This window comes from Halocatena salina (assembly GCF_023115355.1).
Lineage (GTDB): Archaea > Halobacteriota > Halobacteria > Halobacteriales > Haloarculaceae > Halocatena > Halocatena salina.
The window spans coordinates 2084453-2104517 of the sequence record NZ_CP096019.1 but is presented as its reverse complement, the minus strand read 5'-3'; the positions used below and the strand labels follow the sequence as shown (position 1 = coordinate 2104517).

At 58.0% G+C, this 20065-nt stretch carries 22 protein-coding genes; 12 read left to right on the top strand and 10 right to left on the bottom strand.

Annotated features, from left to right (window positions below; genetic code table 11):
* Positions 1-418: 418 nt before the first annotated feature.
* A complete protein-coding gene (locus tag MW046_RS10750; RefSeq protein ID WP_247993104.1) occupies positions 419-628 on the top strand; it encodes a hypothetical protein in 210 nt (69 codons plus the stop codon).
* A 173-nt stretch (positions 629-801) separates the two neighbouring features.
* On the opposite strand, the gene MW046_RS10745 is transcribed toward MW046_RS10750, so the two are convergent.
* The 3 genes from MW046_RS10745 to MW046_RS10735 all read right to left on the bottom strand — a co-directional run bounded on the left by MW046_RS10745 (position 802) and on the right by MW046_RS10735 (position 3313).
* Positions 802-1728, bottom strand: coding sequence for an NAD-dependent epimerase/dehydratase family protein (locus tag MW046_RS10745; RefSeq protein WP_247993103.1), 927 nt, complete (start codon positions 1726-1728; stop codon positions 802-804).
* Positions 1725-2150 (bottom strand): DUF5791 family protein, encoded by a 426-nt coding sequence (locus MW046_RS10740; protein WP_247993102.1) that lies wholly within the window; start codon positions 2148-2150, stop codon positions 1725-1727. The genes MW046_RS10745 and MW046_RS10740 overlap by 4 nt, the downstream gene beginning before the upstream one ends.
* Before the next feature lie 77 nt (positions 2151-2227).
* The gene (locus MW046_RS10735; protein WP_247993101.1) at positions 2228-3313 is read right to left on the bottom strand and encodes an NAD-dependent epimerase/dehydratase family protein; all 1086 of its coding nucleotides are present in this window, start codon (positions 3311-3313) and stop codon (positions 2228-2230) included.
* Between the two features lie 61 nt (positions 3314-3374).
* Between MW046_RS10735 and MW046_RS10730 the strand changes: the two genes are divergently transcribed.
* The 3 genes from MW046_RS10730 to MW046_RS10720 are packed head-to-tail and all read left to right on the top strand — an operon-like array spanning position 3375 to position 6006.
* Complete coding sequence (locus MW046_RS10730; protein ID WP_247993100.1) at positions 3375-4283, top strand: UbiA prenyltransferase family protein; 909 nt, start codon at positions 3375-3377, stop codon at positions 4281-4283.
* Between the two features lie 2 nt (positions 4284-4285).
* Positions 4286-4975 (top strand): PHP domain-containing protein, encoded by a 690-nt coding sequence (locus tag MW046_RS10725; RefSeq protein WP_247993099.1) that lies wholly within the window; start codon positions 4286-4288, stop codon positions 4973-4975.
* Positions 4972-6006, top strand: a complete 1035-nt coding sequence (locus tag MW046_RS10720) for a lysylphosphatidylglycerol synthase transmembrane domain-containing protein (protein ID WP_247993098.1) — start codon at positions 4972-4974, stop codon at positions 6004-6006. The genes MW046_RS10725 and MW046_RS10720 overlap by 4 nt, the downstream gene beginning before the upstream one ends.
* A gap of 17 nt (positions 6007-6023) precedes the next feature.
* On the opposite strand, the gene MW046_RS10715 is transcribed toward MW046_RS10720, so the two are convergent.
* The 4 genes from MW046_RS10715 to MW046_RS10705 all read right to left on the bottom strand — a co-directional run bounded on the left by MW046_RS10715 (position 6024) and on the right by MW046_RS10705 (position 10130).
* Entirely contained in the window at positions 6024-7835 is a 1812-nt protein-coding gene (locus tag MW046_RS10715; protein ID WP_247993097.1) for a phospholipid carrier-dependent glycosyltransferase, read from the bottom strand.
* Positions 7836-7926: 91 nt separating this feature from the next.
* On the bottom strand, positions 7927-9270 hold the full coding sequence (locus MW046_RS10710) for an alkaline phosphatase family protein (RefSeq protein ID WP_247993096.1): 1344 nt from the start codon (positions 9268-9270) through the stop codon (positions 7927-7929).
* Positions 9271-9318: 48 nt separating this feature from the next.
* Positions 9319-9441, bottom strand: coding sequence for a hypothetical protein (locus MW046_RS19435; RefSeq protein ID WP_282190209.1), 123 nt, complete (start codon positions 9439-9441; stop codon positions 9319-9321).
* Positions 9442-9596: 155 nt separating this feature from the next.
* Positions 9597-10130 carry an inorganic diphosphatase gene (locus tag MW046_RS10705; RefSeq protein ID WP_247993095.1) on the bottom strand — a complete coding sequence of 178 codons (534 nt, stop codon included), beginning with the start codon at positions 10128-10130 and terminating at the stop codon, positions 9597-9599.
* Positions 10131-10351: 221 nt separating this feature from the next.
* Between MW046_RS10705 and MW046_RS10700 the strand changes: the two genes are divergently transcribed.
* Positions 10352-10717 carry a PadR family transcriptional regulator gene (locus MW046_RS10700; protein WP_247993094.1) on the top strand — a complete coding sequence of 122 codons (366 nt, stop codon included), beginning with the start codon at positions 10352-10354 and terminating at the stop codon, positions 10715-10717.
* A gap of 13 nt (positions 10718-10730) precedes the next feature.
* On the opposite strand, the gene MW046_RS10695 is transcribed toward MW046_RS10700, so the two are convergent.
* Positions 10731-11252, bottom strand: coding sequence for a DUF7108 family protein (locus MW046_RS10695; protein WP_247993093.1), 522 nt, complete (start codon positions 11250-11252; stop codon positions 10731-10733).
* A complete protein-coding gene (rnhA, locus tag MW046_RS10690) occupies positions 11242-11838 on the bottom strand; it encodes a ribonuclease HI (RefSeq protein WP_247993092.1) in 597 nt (198 codons plus the stop codon). The genes MW046_RS10695 and rnhA overlap by 11 nt, the downstream gene beginning before the upstream one ends.
* Before the next feature lie 166 nt (positions 11839-12004).
* Here rnhA and MW046_RS10685 point away from each other — a divergent pair, with 166 nt between their 5' ends.
* Together MW046_RS10685 and nreA are read left to right on the top strand one after the other, a co-directional pair.
* Complete coding sequence (locus MW046_RS10685; protein WP_124955822.1) at positions 12005-12961, top strand: transcription initiation factor IIB; 957 nt, start codon at positions 12005-12007, stop codon at positions 12959-12961.
* A 152-nt stretch (positions 12962-13113) separates the two neighbouring features.
* The gene (nreA, locus tag MW046_RS10680; RefSeq protein WP_247993091.1) at positions 13114-14382 is read left to right on the top strand and encodes a DNA repair protein NreA; all 1269 of its coding nucleotides are present in this window, start codon (positions 13114-13116) and stop codon (positions 14380-14382) included.
* A gap of 12 nt (positions 14383-14394) precedes the next feature.
* Here the strand turns inward: nreA and MW046_RS10675 are convergent, their stop codons facing one another.
* A complete protein-coding gene (locus MW046_RS10675) occupies positions 14395-14679 on the bottom strand; it encodes a DUF5789 family protein (RefSeq protein WP_247993090.1) in 285 nt (94 codons plus the stop codon).
* A 315-nt stretch (positions 14680-14994) separates the two neighbouring features.
* On the opposite strand from MW046_RS10675, the gene MW046_RS10670 reads away from it, so the two are divergent.
* From MW046_RS10670 to MW046_RS10650, 5 genes are read left to right on the top strand one after another with little or no spacing between them, the layout of a single operon-like run.
* Positions 14995-15654 carry a hypothetical protein gene (locus MW046_RS10670; protein ID WP_247993089.1) on the top strand — a complete coding sequence of 220 codons (660 nt, stop codon included), beginning with the start codon at positions 14995-14997 and terminating at the stop codon, positions 15652-15654.
* On the top strand, positions 15651-17237 hold the full coding sequence (locus tag MW046_RS10665; RefSeq protein WP_247993088.1) for a hypothetical protein: 1587 nt from the start codon (positions 15651-15653) through the stop codon (positions 17235-17237). Before MW046_RS10670 ends, MW046_RS10665 begins: the two co-directional genes overlap by 4 nt.
* Before the next feature lie 58 nt (positions 17238-17295).
* Positions 17296-17733 (top strand): DUF5788 family protein, encoded by a 438-nt coding sequence (locus tag MW046_RS10660; RefSeq protein ID WP_247993087.1) that lies wholly within the window; start codon positions 17296-17298, stop codon positions 17731-17733.
* Positions 17670-19478 carry a DNA polymerase/3'-5' exonuclease PolX gene (gene polX / locus MW046_RS10655; RefSeq protein WP_438268173.1) on the top strand — a complete coding sequence of 603 codons (1809 nt, stop codon included), beginning with the start codon at positions 17670-17672 and terminating at the stop codon, positions 19476-19478. Before MW046_RS10660 ends, polX begins: the two co-directional genes overlap by 64 nt.
* The gene (locus MW046_RS10650) at positions 19475-19912 is read left to right on the top strand and encodes a Mut7-C RNAse domain-containing protein (protein ID WP_247993086.1); all 438 of its coding nucleotides are present in this window, start codon (positions 19475-19477) and stop codon (positions 19910-19912) included. Before polX ends, MW046_RS10650 begins: the two co-directional genes overlap by 4 nt.
* Positions 19913-20065: the final 153 nt, after the last annotated feature.

The window sequence follows — 20065 nt, the reverse complement described above, 5'->3', positions numbered from 1 at the left end:
TGGACACCCCACCCGATGCGCGTACCGCGACCGAATCGGACGCCCACAGTTCCGACACCGCTGTCGCTGTTCATATTCTTGATACGATTCGACACCGTTACATGTCTCTGCTTCGTTCCCAATCATGGGTTGTCGCTTCTGGTGAGAACCCTAGCGTCGGGTGCTAGGTCCACCCGGCGCGTTCAACATGAACGCACACGCCCCACGGCGCACGCAAGCGTTCTCATTTACTCTTCGTTACCCCTTCACACATAAAGGTACTGATGGAATGAAAATGTTATGTCATACTAACAATTAATCCCATCAGCAGTTGCGTGATGGATTGTAGTGAGTATCGAGATCGGACTGGCACCCCCGTTTGTCGTTGCCATCCTCATCATACAGAAAGGGCTGATGAAATGAATATCGTTACAATTCATTGTCAGAACCATCTACGGAAGGATCGGATCGCCAGCCCGACCGGGACCAGACCGCGATGGCTACCATCGAACTCACGAACAGCAGACCGCCGAGCACGCTCATCCTGGTCGTGAGCGACGTGATCTCGGTGAGCGCGATGATCCCCGGCTGTTCACGCTCACCAGCGTCGTTGACGCGCTTGAGGCGGCGTAACGCTGGGTCAGGGTAACGAACGTGGTCATGGGAGTATCCAAGCAGTCACTCGATCTTGGCGAACCGAGCAAACACCGCATCTGGAACTGGATTACAATACGCGAACGCCTCGTCGTGGCTATTCTCGGCACTACTGCGTAGGCAGAGAGAATCATCTCTCGTTCAACCCAATGAACCATCAGTAACGGTTCAGTTCTCGTCCCGATACCGTTCGATCGCGTTCTGATAGCCTTCCTGATACGTTGGATACGCAAACTCATACCCCAGCTCCCGAACCAGATCGTTCGAGCAGCGTTTGCTCGTTTCGATACGACGCTTCGCGGGCGTCGAAAGATCCTCATCAGCCAAGCGCTCGGCTTTGGTCTGCGTGGGGGGCTGTTCGACGCCACACTGGTCTGCAAGCCACGCCGAAGACGCCCATTTGTCAACCGGTTCGTCGTCGACCGCGAGCAACGTTTCAGGCGTCCCCTCGGTGAGCGCGAACCGAACGATCCCGGCCGCATCCGCTCGATGAATCATGTTCAGATACCCCTCCGTGACCGGACCGTCGAGATACCGGTTGAGGCGGTACCGATCGGGACCGTACAGCCCGGCGAACCTGACGACAGTGCCATCGATCCCGTGCTCTGCGGCGTACTCGCGGGCGACCCGTTCGGCATTTGCAAGCACACGAGTTTTTTCGGTCGTCGGTTCGGTCGGTGTAGCTTCGTCCACCCACCCGCCGTCGTGGTCGCCGTACACGCCGGTGCTCGACGTGTACACCAACTGTTCGGGCGGATGCTCGCGCGCGCTGAAGTGCTCGATGACTGTTTTCAATCCCTCGACGTACACCGACCGGGCAGCGTCCGCGTCTCGCCCGCCCGAGCTGGCGCTGAACACGAGTGCATCCACGTCGGGGACGGCGGTGAGCGCGTCAGCATCGGTGACGTCGGCCTGAACTGCCTGTGCGCCCGTCGCTTCGATCGCTTCGATGCCCTGCTGGCTCCGACGAACTCCGATCACGTCGTGATCGGTCGGCTGACGAGGAAGAGAGATCACGTCCCTCTGGTAGCCAGCTTGCAGCTGGCGGCACAGTTCGAGACCGACGTAGCCACAGCCGAGAACAGCGACTCTCATGCCTTACGCGCCTCAATCGTCCCATAAAGAAGCGCGAACTCTCCGAGCGTCATGGCGGTTCGGCCCTCGACCTTCTGTTGAATCGCCCGTGCCTCAATCTGCCCGTCGATCTGGCTTTCGAGCGTCTCGACGTCCAACACCGCCGTCGTCATTCCCATGAGGAGCGCATCCCGAGCCTCGATTTCGATGGTTTCGGCGTCGGGCGCGTCATCGCGCAACGAGAAGACGGCCGCTGCCTCCGTCAAGGGGATCTCATCGCCGCCAGCAGCGATCGCATCGATCCGCTCGCGATCGATCTCCGTGCGTTGGGTTGCCGTGTCCGGTCCGATCGATTCGATGATCCCCCGAAGCTCCGATTCGTACTGCTGTTTGAGCGCTGTCGGGGATAGCGATCCGGGATCTTGCACGACGTCCTGAATCATGCTCGGGCGTACACACTCCCTACAAGTGTGTTTGTTGTTTGGAAGCGGTTCGTGGTGGTCGTGGTGGGATCTGAGGATCAGAACGCTTGAAACGCGCGTTTGACCAGCGCGAGCGCGCCCTGATCCCACGCGACGCGGTGATCGACCCCGGTGTCGGTCGTGCCATCGGGTTCGTACTGGTCGAGATACCAATCGTACGTGTCAATCAACGCCTCGGTGTTCGAATACGCCGGTTCCCAGCCGAGATTTTGGAGTTTCTCGACAGACACGTACGAATCGTGGTGGGCCGTCTCGTAGATCCACGGGTACAACGGTGACAGGTTCAGTTCGTTCAACAGTCTGAGTGTGGCCACCGTCAGCAACGCAGGCGTCCCAACCACGCGTTTGCCAGTCCCGGCGTGGTCGATGAGCGCCTGAAAGTCCGATTTCATCGTGCCGTACTCCGTCGCGCCGACGTTGAACGTCCCATCGGCGCGCTCGGCATCGGCGGTCGCCACGAGTTCGATGGCTCGAACGAGGTCATGAACGTGCAACAGCTGATACTCGTTGTGCCCCCACCCCACCAGCGGGATGTTCGCTTCGTCCTCAACCCAATCGAACAGTACTTGAAACACACCGAGACGCTGGGGACCAATGAACGTCTTGGGCCGGAGAATCGGGACACACAGCCCGCGACGACGGAAATCATCACACAGCTTTTCAGCCTCTACTTTCGCGTTCCCATACGGACCGACGCCGTCAAGCGGCGAAGATTCGGTGATCGGATGTTCCTCGTGGACGCCGTACACGGCCGTCGAGGAGATGTACACGACCCGATCGACTCCCGCCTCTTGGGCCGCCCACAGCACCGATCGCGTTCCATCGATGGTAACCGAACGGATCGTCTCATCGTCCCACAACGGCAAGGCCGCCGCCGCGTGAACGACGACATCCGGTTCAACCCTGTCGATCACCGCACGAACCGCATCCTCCTCTCGAACGTCACCCTCGACGTACTCAATATCAGACACGTCGTCCGACTCGGTAAACGGAACACGATCGAACGCCACAACATCCCACCCATTATCATCAAAGTATTGGCACATGTGGAGTCCGAGGAAACCAGTTCCGCCAGTGACCAACACTGGGTCGTGTGATTGATCCGTTTCAGAGTTCGTTTCCATAGAATATGGAATTTGCGCCGTGGCCCTTTTTGATTGTGGCCTGCGTAATTCGCTGTCATCAATGTCCAATCGATCGATTACCTCCCAATCGGCAAACACGATACGGGGGTTACTCCGCGAGCTTCGACCCCATCAATGGTACAAGCAGAGCGTTCTGTTGTTGGGATTACTGTTCTCGCGAAACCTGTTTTCGATCCCAGCGTGGCGGAGTGTCGCGGGTGCGATCGTGGCATTCACCGCGGTAGCAGGAGCGGTATATGTGATCAACGACATCTGTGACCGAGAAGAGGACCGCAACCATCCCGAAAAGCGACACCGTCCGATCGCGAGCGGGCAGCTCTCGGTACCGGTCGCAGGGACGTTTGCGGTCGGACTGCTGTTCGGGGGGCTTCTCGTAGGATACATCATCGATGGGTGGGTGTTGCTCGTGCTCGTGGGGTATCTCGGTCAAAACGTGATCTATTCGATGTTCCTCAAAGAGGTGGTGTTAGTGGACGTGCTTACGGTCGGGATCGGATTCGTTCTCCGAGCAGCAGCGGGCGTCGTCGCCATCGGCGTGTATCTCAGTCCGTGGCTGATCCTCTGTACGTTTCTGTTGGCGCTCGTCCTCTCGGTCGGGAAACGTCGTCACGAACTCGAAACCGTTTCGAATCCTGATTCGACCCGGGAGTCACTGGGAGTGTACACGAACGAGGAACTCGATCAGTTGCTGGTCGTGACGATGGCGGTGTTGTTGATGACGTACGCGTTATACACGTTCTTCCACGCCGAAACGCCGATGATGTTCGCGCTGCCGTTCGTCTTTTATGGCGTGTTTCGGTACCATCATCTCACCCACACGACGGCGGTCGCCGGTCGTCCGGAGTATCTACTGACCGATCGCCCGATGTTTCTCACGTTGCTGGTGTGGTTACTCATCACGGTTGGCGTGCTGTATCAGGTGCCGGTTCACATCATGGAGCTGCTCTAATGATGCGCAAATACGATCTGCAGGTACACACGGATGCCTCTCCCTGTTCGAACGCGACACCCCAAGCCGTGGTCGAGGCGGCTGTCGACCGCGGACTCGATGGGATCGCCGTGACGAACCACGACACGCTCGCAGGTGTCGACGCCGTTCGTACAGCAGCACCCCTGGAACTGACGGTGATCCCCGGTGTCGAGGTGACGACAAGCCAAGGCCATCTCCTCGCGTTAGGGGTGGAGACCCCGCCAGCCCCAGACGATCCACTCTCCGTCATCGAGCACGTTCACGAACAGGGCGGCGTGGCGATCCTCTCACACCCCTTCGATCGACTGCGAGAAGAGTACACCACCGATCTCGACGCCATCGCTGACGCCGTCGATGCGGTCGAAGTCAGTAACTCCCGCTGTCTCCTCTCGCGGGATAACGATCGGGCACAGACGTTCGCCCAGACCCACGGACTGCCGGCGACCGGCGGAAGCGACGCCCACTTTCCAATGGAGATCGGTCGGGCACACACCGTAATCGACGGCAACCGACCGCTCCTCGACGTGCTCAGAGACGGTTCCACGACGGCCCTTTCATCCCGTGGCCACGGCGGATACGTTTCGGGACATATCGCAACGAAGCTACATCAGCTGCGGGTCTCGGTGGATCGAACGATCGGATTCGCAGCTCACCGCGAGCACGAACGATGAACCGGATCGTTCGCTTCTGGGCAGACATCGTCTCCGATCATGGGGTGTGGCTGACGGCACTCGGGTCACTCGTGGTGTTTTTCGTGTTGTTCCTGTTCGGGGATGCGAACGCAGTCGTGATGGCGCTTCTCGACGTAGATCTGAGTGCCGTGAGTGGGATGCTCGGTCTCGTGGTCGTGGGCTACGGCGTTCGGTTTCTGAAATGGGAGTACTACCTCCGCACCCTCGGGATCGAAATCTCGATCCGTGACAGCGCACTCGTGTTCTTCAGCGGATTGATGCTCGTCGTCACGCCCGGAAAGGTAGGCGAACTGTGGAAAGCGTGGTTCCTCAGAGACCTCAAAGGAGTATCCGTAGGGCGGACTGTGCCAGCGGTCGGGGCAGAACGGATCACGGATCTCCTCGCTCTGAGTAGCTTTGCTGCACTGGCCGTCCTGTTGTACCAGCGGTCGGTCGTCGTACTGGTCGGAATCGTCGTCGTCGTTCTCGGGGGACTGTTACTCCTCCAATGGCGGTGGCTCTGTCTGAAAGCGCTCTCGTGGTGTCAACGACTACCGGTAGTCGGCTCGTACGTGACGGAGCTGACGACGCTGTACGAGCGGACGTACGCGTTGTTCCGTCCGCGGCCACTGGGGATTGCGATGGGGCTGAGTCTGCTGGCGTGGGGACTCGAAGGGCTGGCATTCTGGGTCCTTCTCGAGGGGTTCGGTGTCAGCGCCGATCCGATACTCGGACTGTCTGTTTTCGGTCTCGGGTCGATCGTGGGAGCGGTGAGTTTCCTCCCCGGTGGGGTCGGAGCCACCGAAACCAGTATGGTTGGAACCCTCATCGCCGTCGGTTACGATCGACCGGTCGCCGTCGGATCGACGGTCCTCGTACGCGTCGGAACACTGTGGTTTGGTGCGTTCGTCGGGGGGATCGTCTTCACCACGTATCGACTGTGGACCGAGCGACGCACAGACACCGATCCCAAACCGAGTCCGAATCCGAACACCACCCACCCGGACGATCCCTCCGACCGAAACGAGTAAGCCGTACCGGGAACGCCTCAGATACCGTCGCTTCGGCTGCGGGCGTTCGCCCGGCGTTCGATCGAAGACAGGGCACCACGCTCGGAATCGTGTTCGTAGTGAATCCGTACGATCACAGTCTCGGAGTTGCTGGTGGTGGTGATGGAAACCGCTTTGGGTACGCTGTCGAGCCGGACGGGGTGCTCGCTGTGTACGATCAGCTCCCGACCAGGATGGACCAGTTTGAGCCACGCCCGAGTAGCCTGTGCCCCGGGATATACGATCGATTTTACTTGGGGAAACGACTCGTCCTGTTCTGCGATCCCGTTTGGCAGCCCGTGGATGTGGAGGCTGGTGGTCCCGTTTCGATCTCCGACGTCCGCCGCGAGTCCGTCGAGCACCATTCGGTTTACGTCCCCTGTTGTTTCCCACCCATCGTAGGAATGAAACAGGGGCGAGGCGGAGATCTGGGGAACGAGAAGCAACAGAACGATGCCGACGAGCACAGCGTTTTCATCGAGCATTCGATCGCTAGTCCGGAGCGCTCGGAGCGCGCTGATCGATATCACCGCGAGGATCGCCATCGCAGGAACGATCGAAGCGTAGCCCGTTCGGAGCAGATATCGACCGTCTTGGGCGTACACCACCAGCGGAACGGCAAACCATGCGATGAAAAACGAGACCGTCCGGAGATCGATCCGGTCTCTCGTTGCGGGGTGTGCACCGATTATCCATAGCCCACCGAGGAGACACGTCACTACGAGAAGCAAGCCGGTAATGGTGTGGAGACGGGAATACGGTGTTGGCGTAAACTCAGGTAGCAGCGCAACGAGCGGATCGAGTTCGGCCAGACCGAGCGACATCCCGATCAGGACACAACCCCCCACGAAGGGAACGACGAGTGGAAACCAGTTCGCTCCGACATGACCATCAATGACTGACGCGACAACGCCGATGAGGACGAACGCAAGGAGACAGCCCATGAGGAGCACCACACCGGTCCACAGCCACCCGACCGCGAGGTCGCTGCCGAAAACATCGATCGGATACGCGATCGAAACGAGATACGCCACCACGACGCTGCTTACGTCCGAGAGCTTACCATCGATGCCGTGGTATCCACCGATTCCCCCCAACACGGTGACCCGAACCGCGATATACGCGACCGTCACGACTCCGAACGGAACGGTGGCCCGAACCGAGCGCCATAGCGTGTCGTACGGATCGCTGTCGACGCCTTGAAGCGCCGTCCAGACGAATACTAACGCGGGAACGACGAGTGCAGGCTCCTTGGACCCGAGTGCGAGCACATACGATACGAGCGCCCCACCGACGTACAGAAACGACGACCGCCGTGTCGTCTCACGGCGTTGACTTTTGACGAACAGCGATAGCGAGCCGAGAAGGAAGATCAACATGAGGATGTCGTGGCGACGAGGAGTCGCCGGTACGATCTCGGCAGCGAGCGGATGGAGCGCGAACAACACGGCCGTCAGCTCCCCGACAACCCTATCGTCTGTCAGGTCTCCAACCACGAGTGCGACCAACACTACTGCGATCCCTTGGAGGAGGAGATTCGTGAGATGATACCCGAACGGATCGACTCCCCATACCCAGTAATCGAACGAGTACGTGAGGCTAGCAAGCGGTCGATAGAACAGTCCGAGTTCCGGAAACGCCGTTTCGTGCATCAACGGCTGTGTGAATATCTCGTACAGGTCGTTCCAGCTCCGGATCCGACTGGAAAGGATCAGCTTCGGAGCGTCGACCGCCACGAACCAGTATCCGAGCGATCCGAGATGCGTACTGATCGCTATTAAAAAGATCCCGATCCGGCGCGAGTGATTCATCTACCACGTGTTCATCGCTACCACTGTTAAATCCGTATGATGACTTTCGAATACGAAGTTGGAACGGCAAGCAGTGGCTACAAAGCAGCGTTCAGACGAGGCTCGCTCCGTCGAAGGTGGTTCGGTCGTACTCGATCTCCATCAGATCGAGCACCGTCGGCGCGATGTCAAACAGGTCGACATCGTTGATGCGCGCGGTTGGATCGTCGACGAACAGACACGCGTTTTCGAAGCTGTGCATCCCGTTTCTGGGTCCCACATCGAAGACATCGCTGCCGTCTTTGAACCCGGCTTTGAGATCGAACCCGTGGTTGGGGATCACGACGAGATCCGGCGCGATGTCGTCATGGTCGCCACGGAACGCGTCGTCGTTCGTGACGATACGGTCTGCGACTGGTGTTCCGTCCGGGCCTTCGAGATCCTCGATCATGTCGATAAGCTCCTCACGAGTCTCCTCATACTCCGATTCGGGCACGCTTCCGCGGGGTTCGCGTCCGTCGAGATTGATGTACATTCGACCCGGAATAAGCGAGTAGGCCCGCGTATCATCAGTGATGTCGGACAGGTCGCTGTGATCGTCAGTGCGGTAATCGAGCCATCCCTGCTCGCGCAGCCACGTGTTGAGATGGACCTCATAATCCTCGCTCGTGAATCCGTGGTCGCTTGCGACGACCAACGTCGTGTCGTCGTCGAGAAGAGCACGGAGACGGCCGATATACTCATCAACTTTCCGGTAGAATTCCATGAACGCCTCGCGGTTCTCCCCATCCTGCTCGTAATCTTTGAACAGGAAGTGGTTGACCCGATCGGTGGTCATGAAGACCCCAAAGAAGAGATCCCAGTCGTCTTCCTCAATGTACTGTTTGAACGCCTCGAAGCGTGCATCGATGGTCTCGTGAGCGTCGGCCATGAACTCCGATTTATCGTCCTGGTGACCGAGCTTCGCATTGACGTCGATGCGGTAGTCGTTTTCCGCTAATGACTGACCGAGATCGTCGGGGTAAGCGGCTTTCTCGACGCCGGGAGACAGAAAGCCGGACACCATCCGTTGGACGTTCCGCTGGGGTGGGAACGTGACCGGGACGTTCATCACAGTCGCGTCCCGGTCGGCGGACGTGACGCGATCCCACAACCGGGTCGCTTGGACGTCTCGGCCCATCGGCACGTACGTCTCGTATGATCCGACCTCTCGGTCCTGAAAACCGTACACGCCTGTCTCACCGGGGTTGACACCCGTCGTCAGCGACGGCCAACAGGCGCTTGACTCAGGGGGAACGATGCTGTCGATCGGTCCCGCTGCGCCGTCGTCCGCCATCGCTGTCAAATTCGGAAAATCATCCGGATTGTCGGCGATGAGGCTGTACGGCACGCCGTCGATACCGATGAACGCAACTCGCGGTCCGTCATCACCACGAAGTCGATCGAACAGTCCCATACCGGCGATTGCGTGAGGAACACACAAGAACCTTCTTTTCCCCGCCGATTACGCCCCCAACGACCGGCCGACAGCTGTCGATTCCTCACTCACCTCACGCTCGGAATCGGTATCGACGTTCTCCGGGACGACGGTCAAATGGTCGATACCGATGGGTACACGCCGTTTCATTTCGTTCGTTCGTACGGGCGCGAGGGACAAATAATTACCCATGATCATAACGCATGGTGCCGAACAGCCGTATGCCCGGTGGACATCCGTCGCTCTTCGGGCGAACTGCTGCGGGCAGAATGGACCACGAGAAGGGAACACCGTCCCCAGGCCGTTTACGCGAACCGTTCTTGATACAGTTCCTGTGCGTGTTCGATCGCGTCGAGTGCAGCCTGTTTGTCCTCCCAACCGAGTGTTTCGACCTCCTTCCCTTCCTCGAGATTCTTATACGTTGCGAAGAACTCGTCTATCTCGTCTCGGGTTTGTTGGGGGATGTCCGTAAGCGATTGAATGTGATCGTACCGGGGGTCCTCCGTCGGCACGGCGATGACCTTATCGTCCTGTTCGCCGTCGTCGTCCATCTTCATGAGGGCGACCGGACGGGCTTCGATCACACAGCCCGGGAACGTCGCGTCTTCGACGAGCACGAGCACGTCGAACGGATCCTCGTCGTCGTAGTACGAACGGGGAATAAACCCATAATCGGATGGATAATGTACGTTACTGTGGAGCACCCGGTCGAGTACGACGCCCGGAACGTCTTTGTCGTACTCGTATTTGTTCCGTTCGCCTTTCAGACACTCGATCACAGCGTAAATCGTTTCTGGCGGGTTCGGTCCGGTTTCGAGATCCTCCCACAGGTTCGTCATCGCCCACACTGGGAAGGGTGACACAAAATTTCTTTCGACATACGTCTCGTTTGTGGAATAATATGCAATATTGTTTTAGACAGAAAAAATCCATTATCACTTAATAGTATCGGGTATGACCGGTAGTTTATACAAACAACATCCGTGCAGTGGCGTTCCTGCACAAATACTCGATTGATGGTTGAAAAGTTTTAAATAGAGTGGTGACATTTGTATAGGTCATGTCAGAGGCACAGTCAGTCTCCGGCGTATCGCGCATCGAACGCGACCTGACCGCATTTCAGCAGAACATCCTCGTGATCCTTTCGGAGGAGGCACGGTACGGGCTTGCGATCAAGCGCGAACTAGAGCAGTACTACGGTTCGGAAGTCAACCACGGGCGTCTGTATCCGAACCTGGACGATCTGGTGGAGATGGGCCTAGTGGAAAAAAGCGAACTCGACAAACGCACGAACCAGTACGCGTTGACACAGGCTGGTCACGACGCCGTCATCGATCAGCTGTCGTGGGTGTTCTCGCGGTTCGCCACGACCAAGAGCCGAGCCGACGAGATTCGGGCACTCGTCGACGAAGCACAACAGGAGTAGATCGGAATGGCGCTCACTCTCGGGCAAGATCGAGCGCCAAATCCACTGACTCTTCAATAACCGTACGCTGTTTTTTTGTGGGCCAGACGTTACGTGGATAGTACTCCGTGAGGAACTCCTCGCGCATGGCTTCCGTGGTGTGTTCGAGCGCCATCGCGTAGTGGTTACTCATGAACTCGGCAAACGCCGCGGCGTTAGCACCGTGGACATCGCCGTAGCGCTCGGTGACGTGCGCTGCGATGTCGCGGTTGTGCCGGTGGACATCCTCCCACTCGTCGGCCGGGGCTTCGAGTGGTCGTTCGACCGCGCGATCGGTGTCGTCGATCCGTTCAGTCTGGACCGTTCCGTCTGCAACCCAGTCATCGGGAAAACAGACCAGTGTCGCGTCCGTGTTGCGTTCGCGAGCAACGTAGCCGTGGCGCGCCAAGAGGTCGTCACGCTTTGTCCGCGCGGCGCTGGCTTCGTCCGTATCGATAGCTGCGCGCGCCAGGCGGGTCAGCCGCTCTGCCTCGTCGGCGACGTCGTCAGGAAGCATCGTCGAGTGCCTCGTTGACGAGCGCGTCGGCACGTTCGTTAACCTCTCGAGGAACGTGAGAAAGAGACCAGTCATCGAACGCTTCGAGTAGCTCCCGCACGCGAACCCGTCGTTCCCGTAGACCCGGATCGTTCACCGACCACTGACCGGTCACTTGTTTCACCACCAGTTCCGAATCTCCGCGGATCTCGACCGTATCGAACCCATAGTCGGCGGCAACGGACACCGCACGGATGAGTGCGTCGTACTCAGCACGGTTGTTCGTGGTCTCCCCAATGCATTCACCGTCCTCCGAAACGATGCCCTCGTCCGTGAGGACAACCCATCCGATCGCCGCCGGACCGGGATTGCCGCGCGATCCCCCATCGAAGTACACGTGCGCCCGTCCCCCCGCTTCACGCAACACCGCGACTAACCGTTCCGGAGACGATCCCTGTACGAGAACCTTCTCCTCGTAGGCGACCGCAGTCGCGCCGTGGTGTTCGGCTCGCCAGCGCTCGTGGTCGGTGTTGCCCGGTTCGACAGCGATCTCCGCCGCCTGAAGACGCTCACGGGCAACGCTGGGGTCACATTCGATGACCGGCATACGTTCGGATCACCCTGGAACTGATAAGTGGCTTCCGATCGGTCGGATCGGGTGACGGCCGACTGCACCCTCCTTGCGTGCGTCATTTTCGGACCAGAGAGATGCGGCAGATAACTCCGTGTTACGGAAGATCTAAGTGCGCTGACCGAGGTAGTATAAAAATGCGATGACACGGTCCACCCGTACGCGGGAGCGCGAGCAGGAAACGGAACACGAAACAGAACGCACGCGAGAATGTCCCGAATGCGGGTCCGACCACCTGGTCAAGAGTTCGGATCGTGGTGAGCTCATTTGTGATGATTGTGGACTCGTCATCGAAGAGGAGAAGATCGATCCCGGGCCGGAGTGGCGCGCGTTCAACCACCAAGAGCGTCAGAAGAAGTCCCGTGTCGGTGCGCCAACGACCCAGACGATGCACGACAAGGGGTTGACGACCACCATCGACTGGAAAGACAAAGACGCCTACGGGCGATCGATTTCCTCGAAAAAGCGTAGCCAAATGCATCGCTTGCGCAAGTGGCAAGAGCGCATCCGAACCAAGGATGCAGGGGAGCGAAACCTTCAGTTCGCGCTCTCGGAGATCGACCGCATGGCGAGCGCACTCGGCGTTCCGCGGTCAGTTCGAGAGGTCGCGTCTGTCATCTATCGGCGCGCGTTGAAAGACGATCTCATCCGTGGGCGATCGATCGAGGGCGTCGCTACCTCCGCGCTGTATGCGGCTTGTCGCAAAGAAGGGATTCCTCGGAGTCTCGAGGAGATATCGGAGGTGTCTCGTGTCGAACGCAAGGAGATCGGACGCACGTATCGGTACATTTCCCAAGAACTCGCGTTGGAGATGGAGCCGGTCGATCCGAAGAAGTACGTCCCCCGATTTTGCTCGGAACTCGATCTCTCCGAAGAAGTCAAAGCAAAAGCAAACGAGATCATCACTACCACCGCAGAGGAAGGGTTACTGTCGGGAAAGTCCCCGACGGGATACGCCGCCGCAGCGATTTATGCTGCCTCTCTGCTCTGTAACGAGAAGAAAACCCAGCGTGAAGTTGCCGATGTCGCACAGGTGACGGAGGTTACGATTCGCAATCGGTATCAAGAGCAGATCGAAGCGATGGGTATTCACAGCTAACTATCGACGACGGTTACACCGTGACCACGAAACGCCCGCGATCACTGCGCTCCCGTACTCATCGTAGGGCATCCAGTGGTTCGCACTGGGCTGTGATGCCACGCATCCCGTTTTGCTGAAGGTTCAAGCCGTCCCAGCACCAAGAACGAGCGATGCGGCTTGAGGAGTTCATCGAGGGCCTCGAACACGACGAGGAGCACCACAAACGCCAGCTGGCACAGGAAAAGTCCTACGCCATCACGGAGTACCTCACGGACGTCGAACGACAGATCGATGAGACGCTGCAGGGTGATTCGCTGTTCGGAAGCACTGCTCCGTCGATTTTCGTCGGCCGGTCGGGCTATCCACGCGTCTCTGCGGGAGTGCTAGCTCCGGTTGCGCCGGATGTCTCTGCCACCGACTACGTCACTAGCGGAGAGTGGTACCGACAGGGAGTCACCATCGACGATGTGTTTCAGGCCCGAGCCGGACTGCTCAACTCCACACAACCGACTGACATCCACGTGGCCGATGAATGGGACGGATTTACGGGCGTTCGCCGGGAGGTAGCCATCGCAGACCGTCCGGTCGACGTGGAGGTCGATCTCGAAACCACGCCCACACTCGACATGGCGGTCGATCGCGTAGCGACGCCACGCGGGCCGCGAGCACACGCGAGTGACGCCCAACTCACGGAGAACCCCCATGTCCCGCGTGCAGTCGAGAAGACGCTTTCAGACGACGACTGGCGTGCAGAGGGAGCGATGACGTATCTGTACAACCGTGGATTCGACGTGTACGACATCAACACCATCCTGTCGGCGGGCGCACTCGGACAGCGACGAAACCGTACACTGGTTCCGACGCGGTGGTCGATCACCGCCGTCGACGATACTGTCTCCCAGTTCCTGCGCGGATCGCTTCGGAACGCCGCGACCATCGACGCGGTGGAAGTACGGCGGGCCGAGTATCTCGGCAACCAGTTTTGGGTAATCCTCGCACCCGGTAACTGGGAGTTCGAACTCGTAGAGATGAAATCCCCCGGAAGCGTCTGGAGTCCCGGCCGTGAGGGCTACTGGGTCGCAAGCGATTATGAGGGCTTTGGGGGACGAACCCAATATGTCGAGGAGACTTCCGGCGCGTACTACGCCGCCCGCCTCGCGGTGCTCGAACACCTCACAGAACGCGACCGCCAAGCAAAGGCGCTCGTCCTCCGGGATGTCACGGACGAATACTGGGGTCCTGTGGGCGTCTGGTTGATCCGAGAGACTGTCCGGGACGCCGTCTCCTCGGAGTCAGCTACAGCTCAATCGTTCCATGGCGCCATCGCCCAACTACAAGAACAGCTACCGATCGAGAGCTCGGAGCTACGGCGCAACTCCGAGCTGGTTGCGGGCGTTCAGAGTGATCTCTCTGCGTTTCTCGAGCGAAACGGGCGGTGAGCACGCAGGCACTTACTCCTCGGTCGGCACCGGACCGGTACCGATCACCGCACGGACGGCGTTCGTGAGATCTTGCTCCCGTGGGAAGTACGTTTCTTCGGACGCTTCGAGTACGTCCGCAAGCTCGCGTGGACCGTCGGGCGTGCGGATGACGGAATCTCCTTCACGGCGGATGGCGTCACTCTTCGGGATGCCATAATGCAACCGCGAGGTGATACGCGCCAGCGGTGCCCCCTCGACCGGTTCGCTCTCGCCGAGTTCTACGACCGGCCCGGACTCCTCGTCCTCTTCAGCCATGGACGATCATCCGGCCGGTTTCGGATTAACCCTGTCGGTTGCTCTCGGTCGATCGGATGATCACTGTCTCGGTGTGCTATGGCAGTCCGATCGACAGACCTCCGTCGTCGTATTTTCATCAGATATCAGTAAGAATTATTAACCACTGGTTTGTTGCAATCACATATGGACGACGAGCCGTCAATGTCCCCGAGTACGGCGTATGATAGAGCAAAAGAAAACTCCGATAGAGCTAGCAATGCCATCCAAGCATTGTTTGATTACGTAGAGACAGGAATAGACGCTAGATTTGCTGCATCATCGCTAGAGTCGGTTGTGAAGTATTCCCCGAAGGCGTTTGAGGGTGAGACAGACAGATTCCTGACCGGCCTCGAAGCAGCTGAGGAAAGTCGCGTCCGGCGTGACTTGGCAGGGGCAGTCACCAAGTTAGTTGAACAGCAGGCCATTCCACTCGAAGACGCTGGCCCGGCGTTGACCGAAGCGACCCGCATCCGGGATGAAGAACACTGGGATGACCGTCCCAAAAACGAACTCGCGGTCGTTCGGAAAGGTGTGATCGGATGGGTGGAGCTAGCGGCAGTAGGTGAGACAGTTCCGGGGATCGTCGTCAAACGGGCACTTACTGCTGCTGATTTCGGACATCGCAGCACCCTTTACAGAACGATTGACCTGTTGCAGGCAGCTATCGAATCAGGGAGTCCGGAAACGGAGATGGCGTTTGAGGGACTCGTGGATATCACCACGGCTGACGAGCAAACGATCATCGCAGATACGACTCTTGCGATTGCGAATCTCGTTCTGAGCGGGGATGTGCCCGATAAGGATACTGCTCGTACGGTCATCACCGACAACGCTGCTGTCGTTCGAGAAGAATATCCAATCATCGAAGAAATCCCTGACGATCATCCGAGAGCCGTTGAAGCACGCGAAAATCAGCAGCTCGTGGAACAAGCACACGAAAAACTCACAGCATGAGCGACGATCCTGATCCCTGTCAGAGCTGCTCGAAACTCAAGCATCAGTTCGAATCGTCAGCGAACGTATCTCGTCTGAATTCGATTCTAGGTGTTATCAAAACTCCATTTGTAAAGACAGGAGAATTATCTGATAAAATTCACTCATCGAAATTCATCGAAGAGATCTGTGCGAATCCAGGTTGCAGTGAAGGGCAGGGATTGCTTCAAGATAAGCTTAATGAGATTAGTGAAGGGAGTGAAAGTGGATGGAATCAGATTGACGAAGATGATATCGATCTGTTAGAGCAGTTCAGTGAAGGTGCGCTAGATCTCGTCGATGAGAATGGAATCGAGTGGGAAGATGGCCAGAGGAGATCAGAGTGGGCAGGAATCGAAGACAAGATCGATGAGTTAGACGAGTCGTTCACCGAACAAGCTCCTGAGGATATCGCCCTGTGGGGGGTAGAAAACGCTCCGAGTCCGGGAATCAAGAAGATTCCCCGTATTGCGGAGGCGCTTAGCAATCTTCATGAAACACGAATTGAAATAAAACGTGAACAGATCCAAGAGCAGATAGATGGGATAGCAACGTATGAAGAGTTGGAGGAGATTAAAGGAGAATCGTATAACAAGGAGATTACGGCTGGTCTCGAACAGACCAAAGGAAACGTCAGGGAACTCAACGAGATTCGGGAAAGACTCGGAACGTACAGGAACGATGCGGAATTTGATCCCCTTGAAGACCTGAGCGAAAATGAGAATAAAAGCTGGCAAGCACAGAAAGCAGAGTTGATAACGGAGTACAAGCAGTTGCAGCAGCTCAAAGAGATCGAAGAGCAGAGACAACCTCATGTAGATGAGGAATGGTACGACGAACAATACGGGTACCGAGAACCGTTGATTGAAGAGCGAATACCATTCGACGTCGAGAAAAACGACGGCATCGCCGAGGATCTTCCCGAGGAAAGCGCAACCACCGAGAATGAAGGAGATGAGAACGAGCAGGAACAATCCGATGAGCTGCAGCAAGTGAAACAAGAAAAACAGAGTCTGGAGAAGTCCCTCCAACAAGAACGAGACGAAAAACAGAGGCTGAGAGGCGAAAATGAAGAGCTGAGAGACAAGAATCAAGACCTACAAGACGACCTTCAGGCAGTAAGAGACGAACACACCACGTTACAGGAGAAGATCCAGACGTCTTCAGAGGAGCACCAGCAACAAGGGATCGAGACGAACACTACGGATCCCCAGAACGACTCCAGCGACCGGTCCACTAACTCCCCAGTAGCGACGGCGACGGCCAAGCTGCGTGGGGGACTGGCAAAGTCGACTGGCGCAGTACGAAAAGTGGGGGCAAAGCTGCGGGGACGGCTGTCAAGAACCCCTGACAAGCCCTATCCGGCACAGCACGCCACGAACATCCATACCACGGCAGCTGACACAAACACGTCGTCCACCCAGACACGTGACGAGCAACAGGAGCGATCAGCAACGAACGACCGTACAACGAACAGAGCCACAGAGCAGAACAGAACCAACGGCCACGAGCGGACTAATCGACGAGACAGCAAGCGAAACGAACCGGATCGAGGGCTGTTCTGACACTGGTCACGCACTGACTCCACACGATTCTTTTGTATCCCAGGGACGAACGTCCGATATGAAACCGTACGAGCGAAAGCAGTTACTCGAGCGGGTCGAGCGCGAGGGCGCGACGGTCGGTGCGTCGATTCCGGAGACGATCGACGTACAAGGCAAAGAGATCGCACTGCAGGAGTTCATCTTCGAAACCAAGCGACGGAACACCATCCCACCCGACGACCGGGAGCGAGTCGAACGGTTGAAGAAGAACCTCCGGCGCGAGCGTCGCCAACGCGTCCAACGCATCGAAGACGACGACATCAGTTTCGAGACCGGCGAGCGGTTGGTTGAGAGCGTCATCGGTATCGACCGGGCGTTGTCGGCGCTCGAACGTCTCGAACCGGTCGACATCGAACAGGAGATCGCAACGAAAAAGACTGCCGACAGAAAGCGGTGGTCGAACTTCCTGAAGCGAGCACTCGGGAGAGAAGACAGCAGCTCACGGGGGCGACGATGACGATCCGCAACGAGGAACTCGCAACGCAGTTCGAAGAACTCGCCGATCTCCTCGAAGCCCAAGACGTGGAGTACAAACCGATCGCCTACCGTCGTGCAGCGGATAACATCCGGGAGTATCCCGAGAACGTCACCGCACTCGCCAAACAAGAGGGTGCAGCCGCCGTTGAACGGATCGATCGTGTCGGCGAGGCCATTGCCTCGAAAGTCGTAGAATATGCCAAGAGCGGCGAGATAGACGAATTGGAAGAAAAGCGGGCAGAGCTGCCGGTGAACATGAAGACGTTGACGAGCGTCGAAGGCATCGGACCCAAAACGGTGGGCAGCCTGTACGAAGCACTCGACGTACGAACGCTCGACGATCTCGAAACGGCAGCGAAAAACGAGGAAATTCGAACAGTGTCGGGTTTCGGGCCCAAAACGGAGGCGAACATCCTCGACAACATCGACTTCGCCCGCCAGTCACAGGACCGACAGCTCCTCAGCGACGCCGTGCCGATCGGGGAGGCGATCGTCGATCATCTCACCCAGACGGCTGCGGTCGAACGCTGTGAAGTGGCGGGATCGTTGCGGCGGTGGCGGCCCACTATCGGTGATGTCGACACGCTCGTGGCGAGCACGGATCCACAAGCGGTGGTCGACGCGTTCACCGACTGGCCCGACACAGGGCGGGTGATCGAAGCCGGAACGGGCAAAGCCAGCGTCAGAACAAACGGTGTCCGCGTCGATCTCCGCGTCGTCGATCCGTCGGAGTTCGGGGCTGCCCTCCAGTATTTCACCGGAAGCAAGGACCACAACGTCGAGCTTCGCAACCGCGCGATCGAGCGCGGTTTGAAGGTGAACGAGTACGGCGTCTTCGACATCTCCGAGACGGACGATCCGGATGCGGGCCAACGCGTCGGCGACCGGATCGGCGGCAAGACCGAAACGGACGTGTACGACGCACTCGATCTCCCTCCGATCCCCCCAGAACTGCGGGAAGGACGGGGAGAGATCGATGCAGCAGCAGCGAACGAACTGCCGGATCTCGTAACCCTCGATGCGATCCGTGGTGATTTCCACCTCCACACCGACTGGTCAGATGGACGAAACAGCATCGAGGAGATGGTTGCGGCGGCAACCGACCGAGGATACGAGTACATCTGCATCACCGACCACGCCGAGGGCCCCGGAATGGTCGGCGGAGTCGGTCTCTCCGACCGACAGCTCGAAACACAACTCTCAGAGCTCCGTGCGGTGGGAGACGACGCAGAGATCGATGTGTTCGCTGGCGTCGAGGCGAACATCGATTCCGATGGCCGTCTGTCCGTGGATGAGGGGCTACTTGAACAGCTGGACTGTGTCGTCGCCTCACCACACGCCGCACTCGATGGCGACGGCACCGACCGACTCATCGCGGCTGCCGAACATCCTGCAGTCGACATCGTTGGCCATCCGACTGGTCGCCAACTCAATCGGAGATCCGGACTCGACATCGACGTGCCAGCACTGGCCGACGCGGCCGCGAAAGCCGGAACAGCATTAGAAATCAACGCTAACCCCCGTCGGCTCGATCTCCAAGGAAGTGCGGTGCAAGCCGCGCTCGAACAGGGAGCGACTATCACGATCGACACCGACGCCCACAGACCGGAAAGTTACGACTACATCCAGTATGGGGTTCATACCGCTCGACGCGGCTGGGCCGAACCGAGCGACGTGCTCACCATGTGGCCCGCAGAGGACGTTCGAGCGTTTCTCGACGGATGAATCAACGACGGCTGCTGCTCGACGTGATGTGTGGTGGACTGCGAAGCTACCTTCGGATGTGTGGTCACGACACTAGCTACGCACTCGATTATGACGTTGAAGCCGACGACCGACTGATCGCTATCGCCCGAACCGAAGATCGCACGCTCATCACCCGTGATCGACAGCTCGCCACGCGAACCGACACCGCGATCCTGCTCGAAAGCACAGACACGGAAGAACAACTCCGAACGCTGCAAAACGCGGGTATCAGACTCACACTCATCGAACCGACGCGCTGTAGTCGATGTAACGGTCGTCTCGAACCTACTTCCGATTCACGACCAGACGACGTTCCTGAGGAGCGACGCGTCTGGAGGTGTGAAAACTGCGGACAGTGGTTCTGGAAAGGAAGTCATTGGAATCGCGTCCGAACAACTCTCCAATCTATATGATACAAAATAGTTATTTATTAATTAAAGTTGCGTAGTGAGATATTATCAAATCCTAGCCTACAATGGCACTTAGTAGGTAACGACGTCTCGATGTAGTCGAACAACCAATGAACATATCTCAACCCACATCACTCTCTAATATGATAGGTCTGG

What these genes read in the sequence shown, in the direction of transcription:
- MW046_RS10710 (WP_247993096.1), bottom strand. Translation starts at nt 9,270, where the DNA reads ATGGGACTGTTCGATCGACTTCGTGGTGATGACGGACCGCGAGTTGCG.
- MW046_RS10720 (WP_247993098.1), top strand. Translation starts at nt 4,972, where the DNA reads ATGAACCGGATCGTTCGCTTCTGGGCAGACATCGTCTCCGATCATGGG.
- MW046_RS10665 (WP_247993088.1), top strand. Translation starts at nt 15,651, where the DNA reads ATGAGCGACGATCCTGATCCCTGTCAGAGCTGCTCGAAACTCAAGCAT.
- MW046_RS10685 (WP_124955822.1), top strand. Translation starts at nt 12,005, where the DNA reads ATGACACGGTCCACCCGTACGCGGGAGCGCGAGCAGGAAACGGAACAC.
- MW046_RS10650 (WP_247993086.1), top strand. Translation starts at nt 19,475, where the DNA reads ATGAATCAACGACGGCTGCTGCTCGACGTGATGTGTGGTGGACTGCGA.
- MW046_RS19435 (WP_282190209.1), bottom strand. Translation starts at nt 9,441, where the DNA reads ATGAAACGGCGTGTACCCATCGGTATCGACCATTTGACCGTCGTCCCG.
- MW046_RS10725 (WP_247993099.1), top strand. Translation starts at nt 4,286, where the DNA reads ATGCGCAAATACGATCTGCAGGTACACACGGATGCCTCTCCCTGTTCG.
- MW046_RS10740 (WP_247993102.1), bottom strand. Translation starts at nt 2,150, where the DNA reads ATGATTCAGGACGTCGTGCAAGATCCCGGATCGCTATCCCCGACAGCG.
- rnhA (WP_247993092.1), bottom strand. Translation starts at nt 11,838, where the DNA reads ATGCCGGTCATCGAATGTGACCCCAGCGTTGCCCGTGAGCGTCTTCAG.
- nreA (WP_247993091.1), top strand. Translation starts at nt 13,114, where the DNA reads ATGCGGCTTGAGGAGTTCATCGAGGGCCTCGAACACGACGAGGAGCAC.
- MW046_RS10735 (WP_247993101.1), bottom strand. Translation starts at nt 3,313, where the DNA reads ATGGAAACGAACTCTGAAACGGATCAATCACACGACCCAGTGTTGGTC.
- MW046_RS10705 (WP_247993095.1), bottom strand. Translation starts at nt 10,130, where the DNA reads ATGACGAACCTGTGGGAGGATCTCGAAACCGGACCGAACCCGCCAGAA.
- MW046_RS10730 (WP_247993100.1), top strand. Translation starts at nt 3,375, where the DNA reads ATGTCCAATCGATCGATTACCTCCCAATCGGCAAACACGATACGGGGG.
- MW046_RS10745 (WP_247993103.1), bottom strand. Translation starts at nt 1,728, where the DNA reads ATGAGAGTCGCTGTTCTCGGCTGTGGCTACGTCGGTCTCGAACTGTGC.
- MW046_RS10715 (WP_247993097.1), bottom strand. Translation starts at nt 7,835, where the DNA reads ATGAATCACTCGCGCCGGATCGGGATCTTTTTAATAGCGATCAGTACG.
- MW046_RS10675 (WP_247993090.1), bottom strand. Translation starts at nt 14,679, where the DNA reads ATGGCTGAAGAGGACGAGGAGTCCGGGCCGGTCGTAGAACTCGGCGAG.
- MW046_RS10660 (WP_247993087.1), top strand. Translation starts at nt 17,296, where the DNA reads ATGAAACCGTACGAGCGAAAGCAGTTACTCGAGCGGGTCGAGCGCGAG.
- MW046_RS10700 (WP_247993094.1), top strand. Translation starts at nt 10,352, where the DNA reads ATGTCAGAGGCACAGTCAGTCTCCGGCGTATCGCGCATCGAACGCGAC.
- MW046_RS10695 (WP_247993093.1), bottom strand. Translation starts at nt 11,252, where the DNA reads ATGCTTCCTGACGACGTCGCCGACGAGGCAGAGCGGCTGACCCGCCTG.